This window comes from Pseudomonas sp. Y24-6 (genome assembly GCF_020295325.1).
GTDB lineage: Bacteria > Pseudomonadota > Gammaproteobacteria > Pseudomonadales > Pseudomonadaceae > Aquipseudomonas > Aquipseudomonas gregormendelii.
Genome location: NZ_JACBXG010000007.1, coordinates 243983 through 259489, shown reverse-complemented (window position 1 = coordinate 259489; position 15507 = coordinate 243983). Strand labels below are relative to the sequence as shown.

The following is a 15507-nucleotide window of genomic DNA, read 5'->3' as shown; positions in this document are numbered from 1 at the left end:
AATCAGTATCAAAAACTTCATAAGTAGGCCGGTATCTGAAAGTTAGGTGCTCGACAATAAAGGCGGCGCCACCGCTCGGTCGCGCCGTCTGCTGAACTTTAACGAGCGGACGCTTCCTGAAAGTTAGTGTGGTTGGTGCTCAGGTTTTTTTTCAGACATCGGACGCAGATTGATATCACCTTCTCGGTTTGATTTCTCTAGCATCTCTATACGTAACGCCGATAAACGTTCGAGCTGTTCGATTGAAGTCGTGTCGGGATCACGTTGTTTTATGCCGTATCCGGCACCTAAAGCAACAGAGAAACAAGTAGGATTAAAGGGATGATCATTATTTGCAAGGTCCGTTATATACTCGCACCCGATTTTTAATGAAGTTGCAAGGTCTGGTTTCATGTCGGCCAATGTGTCTCTTGGTGATTGCTCGCCTGTTTTACTCGTCGGTATTTTTGCGTCGGCATTTCTTGTTAAATTTCTGGGTTTGATAACCGCGAGCCCGATAGAGGTGATTCTATCGTTCTGATTTGTGTGTTTATCTATGTACGAGATATTTTTCAAATGTTGGTTTTCGCGCACGGCGTTGACTAGTGAAAATTCTGTGGCTATGACTAGAAGCTGTATGGTCGTGTTTTTGGTTTTGATAATGCAACCAGTAATTGCATTTTCCAGCCCGCCGCTACTGGTGCTCTGATTGATTGGCAAGGGGGGGGGCGGAGGTGGTTGGCGGGTTGCTGTCGTGTGTCCAATCATGGTGTTACCTTGTTTTTTGATATGAGTGATCTAATTAAGAATAGACGTAAAAATACCGAAGTCTTTTAAAAAACGCCCATGCCAGTATTGGACTCGTACCCTCTTGATTCATCGGGCGGTCGCGAGAGCCGGGTGCAACTTTTCCCGCTTCGCTGAGGCGGTAAGCGAACAATGGCGATCTGGTTGCTCGCGATAGCGGTTTAACGTTCAACACGTTGTTGACTGATATTCCGCTATCGCGAGCATGCTCGCTCCCACAGGGGGTGGGTGGGGTTAGTGGGAGTGGCGTGGTACCTCGGCGCCGCGGCAGCCGACGAGGAAGTCGAAGTCACAGCCTTGGTCCGCCTGCAGTACGTGGTCTATGTACAGCTGGCGATAGCCGCCGAGGATCATCTGCTGCGGCGGTTGCAGGTCTGCCATGCGCGCCGCGAGCTCGGCGTCCGGGATGTCCAGGTGCAGCCGCCCGCTGGCGCAATCGAGCTCAATGAAATCGCCTTCCTGCACCACCGCCAACGGCCCGCCAGCCGCCGCTTCCGGTGCCACGTGCAACACAACGGTGCCGTACGCCGTGCCACTCATGCGCGCATCGGAAATGCGCACCATGTCCGTCACGCCCTGGGCCAGCAGCTTGGCCGGCAAGCCCATGTTGCCGACTTCGGCCATGCCCGGATAACCCTTCGGCCCGCAGTTTTTCATCACCAGGATCGAGTTCGCATCGACGTCCAGCTCCGGGTCGTTGATCCGTGCCTTGTACATGTCGAAGTTCTCGAACACCACCGCACGGCCGCGATGCTGCATCAGTTCTGCGCTGGCGGCGGAGGGCTTGAGCACGGCGCCGAGTGGCGCAAGATTGCCGCGCAGCACGCAAATGCCGCCGTCGGCGCGGATCGGGTTGTCGAGGGTGCGGATCACTTCGTCCTGGCCGTAGATCGGCGCGTCCCTGGTGTTCTCGCCGAGGGTCTTGCCGTTGACGGTCAGGGCGTTCGGGTGCGGGATCAGGTTGGCCTCCCCGAGGCGGCGTAGCACCGCGGGCAAACCGCCGGCGTAGTAGAACTCTTCCATCAGGAAGCGCCCGGACGGCTGCAGGTCGACGATGGTCGGCATGCCGCGACCGATTCGGGTCCAGTCGTCCAGTTCCAGGTCTACACCGATTCGCCCGGCGATGGCTTTCAAGTGGATGACGGCGTTGGTCGAACCGCCAATCGCGGCGTTGACGCGAATGGCGTTTTCGAAGGCTTCCCGGGTCAGGATCTTCGACAGTTTCAGGTCTTCGCGAACCATCTCGACCGCGCGCATGCCGGACATGTGCGCCAGCACGTAACGCCGCGCATCCACCGCCGGAATCGCCGCGTTGTGCGGCAGGGAAGTGCCGAGTGCTTCGGCCATGCAGGCCATGGTCGAGGCGGTGCCCATGGTGTTGCAGGTGCCGGCCGAGCGGGACATGCCGCCCTCGGCCGCGAGGAAATCGTCGAGGGTAATAGTGCCAGCCTTGACCTGTTCGCTGAGCTGCCACACCACGGTGCCCGAGCCGATGTCCTGGCCCTTGTGCTTGCCGTTGAGCATCGGCCCGCCAGTGACGACGATGGCCGGCACGTCGCAACTGGCCGCACCCATCAGCAGCGCTGGGGTGGTTTTGTCGCAACCGGTCAGCAGGACGACGCCGTCAATCGGGTTGCCGCGAATCGCTTCTTCAACGTCCATGCTGGTCAGGTTACGGGTGAACATGGCGGTCGGGCGCAGGTTCGATTCACCATTGGAGAACACCGGAAACTCAACCGGCCAGCCGCCAGCCTCGATCACCCCGCGTTTGACGTGCTCCGCGATCTGGCGGAAATGCGCGTTACACGGGGTCAGTTCCGACCAGGTGTTGCAGATACCGATGATCGGCTTGCCGTGGAACTGGTGGTCGGCGATGCCCTGATTCTTCATCCAGCTGCGGTACATGAAGCCGTTCTTGTCGGCAGTGCCAAACCATTGGGCGGAGCGCAGGGTGGATTTCTTATCAGACATGATCGATTCTCTTATTGTATGACTATAGTGTTCAAGCTTGTGCTTAACATAAGCGTTAATAGCTGCGTTTGGAAGTGTTGTTGATCAAATAGTAATACTATATAGTCGCTCTCAATGGAGGGATGGCCCTGGCGGTTTCTTGCGAGAGGCGTCCCCCGAGGTTCTATAACAACAACAATCGGAGACCGATCTCATGAGCCAGGAACTGCGGCTTATTCGTCGCATCACACTCAAACTGATTCCCTTCCTGATCCTGCTGTACCTGATCGCCTATGTGGATCGCTCCGCCGTGGGCTTTGCCAAGCTGCACATGGGGGCCGATATCAGGATTGGCGATGCCGCCTACGGGTTGGGCGCCGGGCTGTTCTTCATCGGCTATTTCCTCCTGGAAATCCCCAGCAACCTGATGCTCGAGCGCTTTGGTGCGCGGCGATGGTTCGCACGGATCATGCTGACCTGGGGCGCTATCACCATCGGCATGGCATTCGTCCAGGGGCCACACAGCTTCTACGTGATGCGTTTCCTCCTCGGCGCGGCCGAAGCGGGTTTCTTTCCGGGTGTTCTGTACTACATCACCCAATGGTTCCCGGTGCGCCATCGCGGCAAGATTCTCGGCCTGTTCATCCTGTCCCAGCCGATCGCGATGATGATCACCGGCCCGGTGTCCGGTGGCTTGCTTGGCATGGACGGCGTGATGGGGCTGCACGGCTGGCAGTGGCTGTTTATCGTCATCGGCACCCCGGCGATCCTGCTGACCTGGCCGGTGCTGCGCTGGTTGCCGGATGGACCGCAGCAAGTCAAATGGATGGACCAGGCCGAAAAGGACTGGCTCACCGGTGAGTTGCAAAAGGACCTTCAGGCGTAAGGCCAGACCCGCCACGGTAATCCGCTGCACGCCCTGAAGGACAAACGGGTGTTGCTGCTGGCGCTGTTCTATCTGCCGGTAACCCTGAGCATTTACGGCCAGGGGTTGTGGCTGCCGACGCTGATCAAACAATTTGGCGGCAGTGACCTGACCACCGGCTTCGTGTCATCGGTGCCGTACATCTTCGGCATCATCGGCCTGCTGATTATCCCGCGCAGCTCCGACCGCCTGAATGATCGTTATGGTCACCTGGCTGTGCTCTACGTGCTGGGTGCCATTGGCCTGTTTCTCAGCGCCTGGCTGACACTGCCGGTGGCGCAACTGGCAGCGCTATGCCTGGTGGCGTTCGCCCTGTTTTCCTGCACCGCCGTGTTCTGGACCCTGCCGGGGCGGTTCTTCGCTGGAGCCAGTGCGGCGGCCGGGATCGCACTGATCAACTCGGTGGGCAACCTGGGCGGCTACATAGGCCCGTTCGTGATTGGTGCGTTGAAGGAGTACACCGGGAACCTGGCGTCGGGATTGTATTTCCTGTCGGGTGTGATGGTGTTTGGCCTGGTGTTGACGGGCGTGGTTTATCGCTTGCTGGAACGCAAGCATGTGCTGCCGTCGGATCAGTTCGCCGCCAGTGCCCGGGGTGCTACCCGTACCTGACACAAAACACGAAATCACCACTAACCCTGTGGGAGCGGGCTGGCCCGCGATAGCAATCGGACTGACACATCACGGTTGAATGTGCCGCAGCCATCGCGGGCAAGCTCGCTCCCACAGGGAACTGTGGTGTTGTAATAACAGGAGATTTTTCATGCGTTTGGTTCAATTCGAATTGAGTAACGGCGAGCGTCGGGTCGGTGTGGTTGAGGGCGCACAGGTGCGTGAAGTGCAGGACGCGCGTACCGTGCGCGACCTGGCGCTGGCGGCGATCGAAGCCGGGGTCAATCTGGAAAAACAGGTGCAGGCTTTGGGCCTGGGCATCAGCCACGACTACAGCGAACTACTGGCGCAACTGCGCATCCTGCCACCCCTGGATCATCCGGACCCGGCGCACCTGCTGGTCAGCGGTACCGGCCTGACTCACCTCGGCAGCGCCTCGGCACGGGACAAGATGCACCAGCAGGCAGGCGATGAAGCGGCGATGACCGATACCATGCGCATCTTCAAATGGGGCGTGGAGGGCGGTAAGCCGGCAGCGGGGCAGGCTGGTGTGCAACCGGAGTGGTTCTACAAGGGCGATGGCAGCATCGTCGTGCGCCCGGGCCAGGCGTTCGCGCTGCCGCCGTTTGCCGAAGACGCCGGCGAAGAGCCCGAGCTCAGCGGCCTCTATGTGATAGGTTACGACAGCAAGCCTTATCGGCTCGGGTTCGCGATCGGCAACGAATTCTCCGATCATGTGATGGAACGTCAGAATTACCTGTACCTGGCGCACTCCAAATTGCGCAGTTGCAGTTATGGCCCGGAACTTCGGGTCGGACCATTGCCTCAACACCTGGCGGGTACCAGCCGCATCCTGCGCAATGGCGAGGTGGTGTGGCAGAACGAGTTTCTCAGCGGCGAGGCCAACATGTGCCACAGCCTGGAAAACCTCGAGTACCACCATTTCAAGTACAGCCAGTTCCTGCGCCCCGGGGATGTGCACATCCACTTTTTCGGTACCGCGACCTTGTCGTTTGCCGACGGTATTCGCACTCAGCCAGGCGACGTATTCGAGATCAGCCAGGCCGAGTTTGGCGCACCGCTGATCAACGGCATTGAGCCAGTCGAAGCGGCATTTACGCCCGGCACTATTGGCACTCTTTAAGGAGATCTTCATGAGCAGCATTCTTGGCCACAACTACATCGGCGGCCAACGCAGCGCCGCCGGCACCCTGAAACTGCAGAGCGTTGACGCGACCACCGGTGAGGCGTTGCCCCATGAGTTTTACCAGGCCACGCCCGCAGAAGTGGATGCCGCCGCCCAGGCTGCCGCTGCCGCATACCCGGCCTATCGCAGCCTGAGCGCCGAACGGCGGGCGCAATTTCTCGAGGCCATCGCCGATGAACTGGATGCATTGGGCGACCACTTCGTCGCCGTGGTCTGCCGTGAAACGGCGCTGCCTGCGGGGCGAATCCAGGGCGAGCGCGCACGCACCAGTGGGCAGATGCGCTTGTTCGCCAAGGTCTTGCGTCGCGGTGACTTCTACGGCGCGCGAATCGATCAGGCGTTGCCGGATCGCCAGCCGTTGTCACGCCCCGACCTGCGTCAATACCGCATTGGCCTGGGACCGGTTGCCGTGTTCGGCGCGAGCAATTTTCCCTTGGCGTTTTCCACGGCCGGCGGCGACACCGCGTCGGCCCTGGCTGCCGGTTGCACCGTCGTGTTCAAGGCCCACAGCGGCCACATGGCAACCGCCGAGCTGGTGGCCTGCGCGCTGATTCGCGCGGCAGAGAAAACCGCCATGCCCGCTGGTGTTTTCAACATGATTTACGGTGGCGGCGTGGGTGAGGCGCTGGTCAAGCATCCGGCGATCCAGGCGGTGGGCTTCACCGGTTCGCTCAAAGGCGGGCGAGCATTGTGCGACATGGCGGCGGCGCGTCCACAGCCGATTCCGGTATTTGCCGAGATGTCGAGCATCAACCCGGTGATCGTCCTGCCCCAGGCCTTGCAAGTGCGCGCAGACAACGTCGCCCGTGAGCTGACCGCTTCAGTGGTCCAGGGCTGTGGTCAGTTCTGCACCAACCCTGGCCTGGTGATTGGCATCAAATCGCCGCCATTCACTGCCTTCATGCAACAGGTCGGCGGTTTGATCGCTGACCAACCGGCACAGACCATGCTCAACAGCGGCACCTTGAGCAGCTATGGTAAAGGCTTGCAGAAACTCCTCGCGCACCCGGGCGTGACGCACCTGGCGGGCCAGGCGCAGCAGGGCAACCAGGCGCGGCCGCAATTGTTCAAGGCCGATGCCAGCCTGCTTGTCGACGGTGATGAAGTCTTGCAGGAAGAAGTCTTCGGCCCGACCACGGTGTTTGTCGAAGTGGCGGACCAGGCGCAACTCGGTGCCGCACTCAGTGGGCTGCGTGGACAATTGACGGCAACGATCATCGGCGAACCTGCTGACTTTGAGCAGTTTGGCGAGCTGACGGCGTTGCTGGAACAGAAGGTCGGACGGATCCTGCTCAACGGCTACCCGACGGGTGTCGAGGTCTGCGATTCGATGGTGCATGGCGGGCCATACCCGGCGACTTCCGACGCCCGGGGTACTTCGGTCGGTACGCTGGCAATCGACCGCTTCCTGCGGCCGGTGTGTTTCCAGAACTACCCGGACAGCCTGCTGCCGGATGCGCTGAAAAATGCCAACCCATTGGGCATTCAACGCCTGGTGGATGGCCAGCCTTCCCGCGACGCCCTCTGACATTCCCCCGTAGGAGCTGCCGCAGGCTGCGATCTTTTGATCTTTCGATCTTTTGATCTTTCGATCTTTTGATCTTTTGATCTTTTGATCTTTTGATCTTTTGATCTTCTAATCTTTTGATTTTGAATGCTTTGAGGTTGCGACAAAGCAGATCAAAAGATCGCAGCCTGCGGCAGCTCCTACGGGGAGGGTGTGTGATATAGGGGTGGCGGGTAGGGATAATCCCGACCACCGCATTGAGCTATCATTGCGTCTTTCTTTTGAAGATTGACTGCCATGACCGATACCTTGCTCAACGCCCTCGAACATTGCGACATGCTGGAAATCGACGGGCTGCATGCCTTCGATTTCTCTCTCGATGACGACGATAACCTGCATATCGAGTGCATGGACGGCCGGGCGCTCAAGCGGTGGGCGTTCAGTATGGCGCAAATCCAGGCGGCGACGTTTGATGCGGCCTTGAAGAGCTGGATCATCACCGGCGACTCCGGCGAGCACCGCCTGGTGCCGATGGAAGCCATCGGCGGTGACAACGAGGAGGACGACGAGCATGCGGATGCGTAATTTCTGGCCGTTGCTGATGGCTGGCAGTGTGGGCGCCATGGGTGTGCAGGCGGCACCCACGGCGGATTACCAGTTGCTGGTTGGCACTTACACCGCCGGCGCGAGTCAGGGCATCTACCGCCTGAACTTCGACAGCGCCACCGGCCAGATCGACGCGAAGCCGCTGCAGGTGGTTGAGAGTGAAAATCCTTCCTGGCTGACCTTGTCCCGAGACCAGCGTCACCTGTTCGTGGTCAACGAAAACGGCCCCGGCCAGAAAGACCCGGTCGGGCGCGTCAGCAGCTACTCAATCGACCCGAAAACCCATGCCCTGAGCCTGATCAATCAGGTGCAGAGCCTGGGCAACGAGCCGACTCATTCAAGCCTCAGCGGCGACGCCAGTCACTTGTTCGTCAGCAATTATTCCGTGGTCGAAGACCCGGGCGGCACTCTGGCGGTGTTGCCGGTGGGCGCGGATGGCACACTGAAAACCGTGGTGCAGTTGAGCAGCCATGCCTCCAGTCGGGTCAACCCCGAGCGGCAGATGTCGGCGCACGTGCATTCGACCGTCTCCTCGCCAGACGGCAACTACGTCTTTTCCAACGACCTGGGCGCCGACAAGGTGTTTGTCTATCGCTTCGACCCCAAGGCCAATCCGGATCTGCCGCTGGTGGCAGCCAGCCCCGCGTCCGTCCAGTTACCACCCGGTAGTGGGCCGCGGCACTTGCTGTTCAGCGGCAATGGCAAGCATGCCTGGCTGACCATGGAAATGAGCGCGCAAGTCGCCGTCTTTGACTATCAGGACGGCCAGCTTGCGCAGACGCAAATGGTCGAGCTGGCCGCAGGGCAGCCGGCGTCGGACAAAGCCGCGGCTGCGCTGCATGCGTCGGCGGATGGCAAGTTCCTGTACGTCAGCAACCGGGGTACCGCTAACGAGCTGCTGGTGTTCGCCATCGATCCTGCCACTGGCCAGCTCAAGGAGCTGCAGCGGCGCTCGGTGGAAGGCGACCACCCGCGCGAGTTTGCCCTCGACCCAAGCGGCAAGTTCCTGCTGATTGCCAACCAGAAGAGCAACCAGATTGTCGTGGTCGAGCGGGATGCCCAAAGCGGTCTGCTGGGTAAAACCGTGCAGAAGCTGCCGATGGATGCCCCCAGCGACCTCAAGTTCCTGGTGCGTCAATAGGCCGCAGCCCCCAGTTGATGGGGCTCACGCTGTTCTATCAATGAGGCTGATATCTGGAAGTGCTACAAAGCATTTCAGGACGCTAACCCTCGGAGGTTAAGTTTGCTTCACGGCCCGACCGGGCAAGCAAGCCAACTGACTCCGAGGATTACCGCCATGAACTTCAATCTCTTCTCCGTAATCGCCGCATCTGCCATTTCCGCTACCGTTGTGTTGCCAACCAGCGCCAGCGTGGAAATCAGCAACAAAAAATCCCACACCCAGAGCTACACCCAGAAATACCTGCAGCAGAGCGCCAACTTCTACGCTGCCCTGGATCACAAAACCCAAGCCTGAAATCCACGAATTTCTTCGCACTCCCTTGTAGGAGCTGCCGAAGGCTGCGATCTTTTGATCTTGCTTTTTAAAGATCAAAGTCAAAAGATCGCAGCCTTCGGCAGCTCCTACGCGTGTGTGTATTTTCAATGCTCATTGGTTTTATCAAGCATCGCGATAGACGGCTTTAATGATCAAGCAAGCTGATGATCACTATGGAAAACCCTGAGTGGTTAGTCCGGGTTTTCTGATTGATCCTGTGGGCTCTGAAACATGCCCACGGGAGAACACCATGGCCAGCGCAATTCTTACCTCCGCCAAACACGGCGCCTACCGGGCCATCGGTCTCTACGTGGTCCTGGTGTCGTTTGTCAGTATCTCGGCGCACATGCAGCACGATTTCGAAGCACCGATTCAGGTCGCTTATCCCGCTATCCAGTTTGAACACCGCGTGCAGAACGCCGTGATCGATCACCAGGACGTGGCGGGAGTGGCAGGGTCATGAAAGGCAGCAAACTCGGAGTCGTGGCTTTGTTGGCATTCATGACCAATGGCACGTCATTGGCAGGCGTGGGGCACGGCTCGGCTGGCGGTGTAGCACGGTCAATCGAAGCCAATCACAATATGGCTCACAATATTCAGACCGCCAAGTCCTTGGGGCTGATGGCTGGAAACCCTCCGGCCAAGCGCGCTGGTGATTTTTTCGGGCCATTCCAGGTGGATTGCTCGGCGCTGCGGATGTGCGAAGTGTTGGCCTGATTCACCGAACCCGCGTAGGAGCTGCCGAAGGCTGCGATCTTTATCTTGAAAAGCAAGATCAAAAGATCGCAGCCTTCGGCAGCTCCTACACGGGTACACGGGTACACGGGCATACCGGCATACGGGCATACCGGCATACGGGCATACCGGCATACGGGCATACGGGCATACGGGCATACGGGTACACGGGCATACCGGCACACGGGGGGTCATTTTTGCATGATCGAGGTGAACAACGCTGATTCGATGAAGCGCTGCAACCAGGCCTGCAACCGGACATACGGCGTCTGCGCAAACCACTCCCTGTCCACGTGCGCGAACTGCCGCACGAATGGCATCAATGCCACATCCGCCAGACATGGATGATCGGCCAGCAAGTATTCATTACGCGCCAGCATCTCATCCAGTTTGCTCAAGAATTTCTCACCCTCGGCCCGGTAAAACGCCATCGGCTGTTCGGGATAACGCTCGGCGTACTTGTAGTGATTGAGGTGCACCTTGAACACCTGGTCGTTCTCCTCGATCAACGCACAGGTCTGCGCCTGGCCGGCAGGATCATCCTTGAGCGACCAGTCCGCCGGATCGCCCTGTTCCAGTGCCCAGCGCATGATCGCCAGGCTCTCATCGATCACCGCGCCGTCGATGCTCAGCACCGGCACCGTGCCCTTGGGTGACAGTGCCAGCATCTGCGGTGGCTTGGCTTTCAGGCTGACCTCGACGATGTCCACGGCAACCGCCGAGTAGCGCAGGGCCATGCGTGCCCGCATGGCGTAGGGGCAGCGGCGGAAGGAGTAGAGCGTGGTCATTTCACCTCCAGTGTACTCAGGCCATTGCCCTAGCGGCGGACCTGGATCTGCACCGGAATCCGCTCATGCATTTCCTGCACGTGGGAAATCACCGCGACCTTGCGACCTTGGGCCTGCAGGCCGTCGAGGGCGTCCATGGCCAGTTGCAGGGATTCCGGATCGAGGCTGCCGAAGCCTTCGTCGATGAACAGCGATTCGATCTTCAGGGTGCTTGAGGCCATCGATGCCAGGCCCAGGGCCAGGGCCAGTGACACCAGGAAGGTTTCGCCGCCGGACAGCGAATGCACGGACCGCAGCTCGTCGCCCATCTCGGTGTCCAACACCAGCAAACCGAGCATGCTGCCACCGCGCTTCAAGCGATAGCGCCGCACCAGCTGGCGCAATTGCACGTTGGCGTGGTGCACCAGCAAGTCGAGGTTGTAGGCCTGGGCGATCTTGCGGAAGGTGTCGCCGGTGGCCGAGCCGATCAGGGCGCTGAGCCGCGCCCAGCGCTGGTACTCGGCATAGGCGTCGGCCATTCGTTGCGCCAGTGCCTGATTGGCGGTCTGCCGGCGTTGGTCCTCCGCCTGTTCGGCGCGCAATTCAGCGCAAAGGTGTTCGCTGGCGGCAAGCTGGCCCTGCAGCTCGGCGAGCGCAGTCGCCAGTTGCTCAGCGTCCAGGTTGCCGTTGTGCTGCGCCTGATGACTGGCCAGGCGCTTGTCGCGCTCATGCAGCAGCACCCTGGCTTGCTCCAGGGCTTTTTCATTGAGCTGCAAGCGTTGACGTAACTGGGCGAGCTGCTGGTCGTCGACCCCAAGTAGCTGTTCAAGCCCACCGTCATCCAGCTCCGGGTGCAAGGCGCGCCAGTCGACGATCTTCGCACTCAGCTCGCGCTCTTCGGTTTCCAGGGCGATCAGGTGTTCCTGCTGCGCCTTGAGCTCGGCGGCCAACTGCACCAGGCCCGTACGCACCGATTGCAGCGCCTGGCTCACTGCCGCTTGGGCATTGCGCGCCTGCTCAACCGCCTGATCCAGTTGCTGCTGCCAGTGTTCGGCGCTGTCATGGGCACCCAACAACTGTGCCAGCTGCTGCTCGCAGGCCTGTTGCTGTTCGGCGAGGGCGTTGAACTGCTGCAGCGCCGCTTCCAGCTGCTGGACGCGCGTCAGTTGGCGATCCTGTTCCTTCTCCAGCGTCTGCTGGCGTTGTTGCTGCTCACTGAGTTCGTCGCGTTGCTGATCAAGCTGTTCCAGGCGCTGGGTGATCTGCCGGTCCAGCTGCATGAAGGTCGCGGCCGGCTCATTGCGCAAGGCGTCCAGTGTATCGGCAGGGAGCAGGCTGCTGAAGGCGCTCAGTTCCTCATCCAGGCGCTGGCGGTCGTTGCCCAGCTCGCGTTGCTGGTTGGCCAGGTGCTGGGTCGCCTGCTGGCTCGCGGTCTCGGCGTTGCGCAGCTGCTGTTGCAGGCGCGCGGCGTCCTGTTGCAGGGTGAGCAGGGCGGTTTGCCGCTGCTCGTCCTGGCTGATGCTCTGGTTCAACTGGCTGTTTTGCTGGGCCAGCCAGGCATCGCGCCGACCTCTGTCCTGGTTGAACAGCTGGGTCGACAGCGGGTGCGCTTCGAGGCTCGGCGCCAGGCTGCCTTGTTGCGCGACCAGTTGCTCCTGCTGTTGCAGCAACTCCTTTTGCTGGGCGATGACGGCGCCGACCTCGGTGCGCAGGTCCGTGAGTTTTTCCTTGAGCGCATCGACCGCTTGCTGTGCGTTGGCCTGTTCACTCTCATCGTGGCGACCCAGGCTTTGCAACAACGCCTCGGGCTGATGATAGGGGTGGTCGGGGCTGCCGCAGACCGGGCAGGGTTGATCGTCCTGCAATTGCTCGCGCAGCTCTTCGACACTGGCGCTGCGGGCCAGGCGCTGGCGCTCGAGCAGTTCACGGGTGACGGTCAGGGTCTGTTCGGCGACAGCCAGTTCGTTCCTGGTCCTGACCCCGTCCTGGGTCAGCCGCTCGCGTTCCTGCTGGGCTGCGCCCTGGCGCTGCTGCAGTTCGGCGACGCGTTGGTCGAGCGCCTGCTGGCTGGCCCACAGTCGCGTCAGTTCTTCGAAGGCACGCAGTTGCTTGCGGTTGTCCTGCAACAGGTTGCCGAGCAACTGGATCTGTTCGGCCACCGCCTCCGGCTCGGCGCCAGCCTCTTTGTAGAGCACTTCCAGATTGTGTTTTTGCCCGTCCCATTGCGCAGCGGCCTGGCTGGCTTGTTGCTCCAGGGACGCCAGCTCCGCCTGGCCCTTGTTCAGGCGATTACCGATCAGCATCAATTGCTGCAAGCGGTCGCGGTAGGCATTCCAGGCATCGCTCAGGGGTGCCAGGTGAGTGCTTTGCTCAAGCTCGGCGCCAATGCGCTCCAGGCGTTCGACCACTCGTTGCTGCTGATCGAGCAGCCCTTGGAGGGTGTGTTGACCTTCGCTGCAGGCCTGTTCGGCTTGCTGCTTGCGTTCGGCGCTGAGGCCGGTGTCCCTGATCAGGCGGGCGAGGCTGCTTTGCGCTTCGAAGGCCTGGCGCAGCAACGGCGCGCCAGATGTGTGCCGAGCCTGTGCTTCGCTTAGCGCTGCCTGTGCATTGCCCAGGCTCTGTTCGAGTTCCGCCTGCCGCGCCTGCAGATCCTGTTGTTGCCGGGTCTGCTGCTGAATCTGCGCAGCCAACGGCGCAAGCCGCGGCTTGAGTTCGCTCTGGCGGGCGAACTGGTGCCTTTGTGGCGCCAATTGCTCCAGGCGGGTCAACTTCAAACGATCGCCGGCCAGGTGCTGCCAATCCTGTTGGGCGCTGGTCAATTGTTCGGTGGCGCCCCGTTGTTCGTCCTGCAACTGGCGCAGTTCCTTGAGCCAGGTGTGCTGCAACTCAAGCTGCTTGAGTTGCGCCTGCTGGTGCTTGAGTTGCTGCTGCGCCTGGTTGAAACGTTCATCGAGTTCGGCGCGAGCTTCGGGCGGCAGCGGCGTCACGCCGGTGGCCTGGTCCTGCAGCAACTTGTGGGCCTCACGGGCGTCCCTGGTCTTGTCGAACGCGCGACGACCGAGGCGGGTGTACAAGGCGGTGTCGGTGAGTTTCTCCAGCAGTTCGCTGCGTTCGTTGTCGTTGGCCTTGAGGAAGGCGCTGAACTCGCTCTGGGCGAGCAGGACGGCACGGGTGAACTGCTCGAAATTCAGGCCCAGAACGGCTTCAAGCTGGACCTTGAATTCGACTTTCTGACTGGCCAGCAATTGATCCTGGTCGAGGTCGCGCAGGCTCTGGCGGCTGGCCTGCAGCTTGCCACCGGCTTTCTCCCGGGCGCGATTGGCCTCCCAGCGCGCGCGGTAGCGGCGGCCGTCGATGCCGACGAAGTCGACTTCGGCATAGCCTTCGCCAGTACCGCGACGCAGCAGGGTGCGTGGGTCGCCGGTACTTATTTCGCCGTCGGCGTCGGGGGCCTTGGCGGATACCTGGGCATTGCTCAGCCGTGGCACGGCGCCGAACAACGCCAGGCACAGGGCATCGAGCAAGGTACTTTTGCCGGCACCGGTAGGCCCGGTGATGGCGAATAGCCCCGCGCTGGCCAACGGCTCGGCGGTGAAGTCGATTTCAAATGGCCCGGCCAGGGAGGCGAGGTTTTTCAGGCGGATCGCGAGGATCTTCATGGCTGTTCGCTCTCGGTCTGAACGTCCTGCAATAACTCGGCGAAGTCGTTGAGCGTCTGCTCATCGACCTCACTCCCGTAGTTGTCCTGCCAGGCGCGGCTGAACAGTTCCTGCGGCGTGAGCTGGTCCAGCTCGATCAGTGCCATGGCGCCATCGGCACCGTCGCGCCCGCCATTGCCGGCGTACTCGGCGGCGATGCGTACCAGGCGCACGGCCTTGCCTTGCAGGGCGGTCTCCACCTGATGGCGCAAGTCGGGCTGCGGTTCATCGAGGCGCACGCGCACCTCCAGCCAGGGCTGGCGCTGGACGTCGGCCAGCAGGTCGATGTTCGCCAAGTCGGCCAGTTGCAGGAGAATGTCCGCCAGTGGCGCGGGGCCGATGCGCTGCAGGTTGACCGCCCGGGGGATGAGTTTGGGTTCGACGCTGACCAGGGTCTCGCCATCCAGCGTGATGTCGAGGATCTGGTGCCGATAACCGATTTCGGAAAACGACAAGGGGATCGGCGAGCCGCTGTAGCGGATCCGTTCTTCGCCGTTGACCTTTTGCGGCTTGTGCAGGTGACCCAGTGCCACGTAGCTGATGCTTGGGCCGAACAGGCTGGCGGGCAGCGCTTCGGCATTGCCGATGATCAGGCTGCGCTCGGAGTCTTCGGACACCGAGCCGCCGGCCATGTGGGCATGGCTGATGGCGATCAGCGCCTGCCCGGGCTTGCGCTTGGCATTGGCGGCGGCGATCAGCCATTCGTGCACCTGGCCGATCCCGCGCAGGTAGTTGTCGCCCAGCTGCGCACCGGTGACTTCCGCCGGGCGCAGGAACGGCAGCGCCAGGCACCAGCCTACGACCTTGCCTTTGGCATTGGGCAGCGGCAGCAGCAGACGCTCGGCGTCGAGCTGCCCGTCGTCGAGCCACAGCACCCGGCCCAGGGCATGCGTGCGCAAGCGGCGCATCAAGGGGGCGGGCAGTTCGATACGTGAACCGGAATCGTGGTTGCCGGCGATCATCACAATAGTCAGCTTGGGTTGCTGCTCATGGGCGCTGACGATGAAGTCGTAGAGGCGTTCCTGGGCCTTGACCGGCGGGTTGACGGTGTCGAACACGTCGCCGGCGATCAGCAGCACATCAGGCTGATCGAGTTTCAGTTGGCGCAGCAGCCAGTCAAGAAAGCAGCCGTGTTCGAAATCGCGTTCCTGCCCGTGCAGGTTTTGCCCAAGGTGCCAGTCGGAGGTGTGGAACAGACGCAAGGCAAACTCCGTTG

Annotated in this window: 12 protein-coding genes and 1 pseudogene; 8 read left to right on the top strand and 5 right to left on the bottom strand. The window is 61.0% G+C overall.

Annotated features, from left to right (window positions below; translation table 11 throughout):
• Nucleotides 1–123 precede the first annotated feature (123 nt).
• Both HYI44_RS15845 and HYI44_RS15840 read right to left on the bottom strand, forming a co-directional pair.
• Nucleotides 124–747 (bottom strand): hypothetical protein, encoded by a 624-nt coding sequence (locus tag HYI44_RS15845; protein ID WP_225569838.1) that lies wholly within the window; start codon nucleotides 745–747, stop codon nucleotides 124–126.
• A gap of 273 nt (nucleotides 748–1020) precedes the next feature.
• Nucleotides 1021–2757 carry an IlvD/Edd family dehydratase gene (locus HYI44_RS15840; RefSeq protein ID WP_225569837.1) on the bottom strand — a complete coding sequence of 579 codons (1737 nt, stop codon included), beginning with the start codon at nucleotides 2755–2757 and terminating at the stop codon, nucleotides 1021–1023.
• A 193-nt stretch (nucleotides 2758–2950) separates the two neighbouring features.
• Here HYI44_RS15840 and HYI44_RS15835 point away from each other — a divergent pair.
• From HYI44_RS15835 to HYI44_RS15800, 8 genes and pseudogenes are all read left to right on the top strand, one after another.
• Nucleotides 2951–4273: pseudogene (locus HYI44_RS15835) on the top strand (MFS transporter).
• A 151-nt stretch (nucleotides 4274–4424) separates the two neighbouring features.
• Complete coding sequence (araD1, locus tag HYI44_RS15830) at nucleotides 4425–5417, top strand: AraD1 family protein (protein ID WP_225569836.1); 993 nt, start codon at nucleotides 4425–4427, stop codon at nucleotides 5415–5417.
• Nucleotides 5418–5427: 10 nt separating this feature from the next.
• Nucleotides 5428–7008 carry an aldehyde dehydrogenase (NADP(+)) gene (locus HYI44_RS15825; RefSeq protein ID WP_225569835.1) on the top strand — a complete coding sequence of 527 codons (1581 nt, stop codon included), beginning with the start codon at nucleotides 5428–5430 and terminating at the stop codon, nucleotides 7006–7008.
• 267 nt (nucleotides 7009–7275) lie between these two features.
• Nucleotides 7276–7572, top strand: a complete 297-nt coding sequence (locus tag HYI44_RS15820; RefSeq protein ID WP_045058649.1) for a DUF5629 family protein — start codon at nucleotides 7276–7278, stop codon at nucleotides 7570–7572.
• Nucleotides 7559–8734: a lactonase family protein gene (locus tag HYI44_RS15815; RefSeq protein WP_225569834.1), complete on the top strand. Its 1176-nt coding sequence runs from the start codon at nucleotides 7559–7561 to the stop codon at nucleotides 8732–8734. The genes HYI44_RS15820 and HYI44_RS15815 overlap by 14 nt, the downstream gene beginning before the upstream one ends.
• Before the next feature lie 156 nt (nucleotides 8735–8890).
• Nucleotides 8891–9070: a hypothetical protein gene (locus HYI44_RS15810; RefSeq protein ID WP_045058647.1), complete on the top strand. Its 180-nt coding sequence runs from the start codon at nucleotides 8891–8893 to the stop codon at nucleotides 9068–9070.
• 271 nt (nucleotides 9071–9341) lie between these two features.
• Nucleotides 9342–9554, top strand: a complete 213-nt coding sequence (locus HYI44_RS15805; RefSeq protein ID WP_225569833.1) for a hypothetical protein — start codon at nucleotides 9342–9344, stop codon at nucleotides 9552–9554.
• Complete coding sequence (locus tag HYI44_RS15800) at nucleotides 9551–9808, top strand: hypothetical protein (RefSeq protein ID WP_122839716.1); 258 nt, start codon at nucleotides 9551–9553, stop codon at nucleotides 9806–9808. The genes HYI44_RS15805 and HYI44_RS15800 overlap by 4 nt, the downstream gene beginning before the upstream one ends.
• Nucleotides 9809–10017: 209 nt before the next feature.
• On the opposite strand, the gene HYI44_RS15795 is transcribed toward HYI44_RS15800, so the two are convergent.
• Genes HYI44_RS15795 through HYI44_RS15785 form a run of 3 tightly spaced genes read right to left on the bottom strand, consistent with a single transcriptional unit; the run spans nucleotide 10018 to nucleotide 15493 of the window.
• Nucleotides 10018–10614, bottom strand: coding sequence for a glutathione S-transferase (locus tag HYI44_RS15795; protein ID WP_122839717.1), 597 nt, complete (start codon nucleotides 10612–10614; stop codon nucleotides 10018–10020).
• 29 nt (nucleotides 10615–10643) lie between these two features.
• On the bottom strand, nucleotides 10644–14252 hold the full coding sequence (locus HYI44_RS15790; protein WP_225569832.1) for an SbcC/MukB-like Walker B domain-containing protein: 3609 nt from the start codon (nucleotides 14250–14252) through the stop codon (nucleotides 10644–10646).
• Nucleotides 14249–15493 carry an exonuclease SbcCD subunit D C-terminal domain-containing protein gene (locus tag HYI44_RS15785; RefSeq protein ID WP_225569831.1) on the bottom strand — a complete coding sequence of 415 codons (1245 nt, stop codon included), beginning with the start codon at nucleotides 15491–15493 and terminating at the stop codon, nucleotides 14249–14251. The genes HYI44_RS15790 and HYI44_RS15785 overlap by 4 nt, the downstream gene beginning before the upstream one ends.
• Nucleotides 15494–15507: the final 14 nt, after the last annotated feature.

Excerpts from the sequence above, each read along its gene's own strand:
- HYI44_RS15800 (WP_122839716.1), top strand. The coding sequence starts at position 9,551 with ATGAAAGGCAGCAAACTCGGAGTCGTGGCTTTGTTGGCATTCATGACC.
- HYI44_RS15805 (WP_225569833.1), top strand. The coding sequence starts at position 9,342 with ATGGCCAGCGCAATTCTTACCTCCGCCAAACACGGCGCCTACCGGGCC.
- HYI44_RS15840 (WP_225569837.1), bottom strand. The coding sequence starts at position 2,757 with ATGTCTGATAAGAAATCCACCCTGCGCTCCGCCCAATGGTTTGGCACT.
- HYI44_RS15795 (WP_122839717.1), bottom strand. The coding sequence starts at position 10,614 with ATGACCACGCTCTACTCCTTCCGCCGCTGCCCCTACGCCATGCGGGCA.
- HYI44_RS15810 (WP_045058647.1), top strand. The coding sequence starts at position 8,891 with ATGAACTTCAATCTCTTCTCCGTAATCGCCGCATCTGCCATTTCCGCT.
- HYI44_RS15790 (WP_225569832.1), bottom strand. The coding sequence starts at position 14,252 with ATGAAGATCCTCGCGATCCGCCTGAAAAACCTCGCCTCCCTGGCCGGG.
- HYI44_RS15825 (WP_225569835.1), top strand. The coding sequence starts at position 5,428 with ATGAGCAGCATTCTTGGCCACAACTACATCGGCGGCCAACGCAGCGCC.
- HYI44_RS15845 (WP_225569838.1), bottom strand. The coding sequence starts at position 747 with ATGATTGGACACACGACAGCAACCCGCCAACCACCTCCGCCCCCCCCC.
- HYI44_RS15815 (WP_225569834.1), top strand. The coding sequence starts at position 7,559 with ATGCGGATGCGTAATTTCTGGCCGTTGCTGATGGCTGGCAGTGTGGGC.
- araD1 (WP_225569836.1), top strand. The coding sequence starts at position 4,425 with ATGCGTTTGGTTCAATTCGAATTGAGTAACGGCGAGCGTCGGGTCGGT.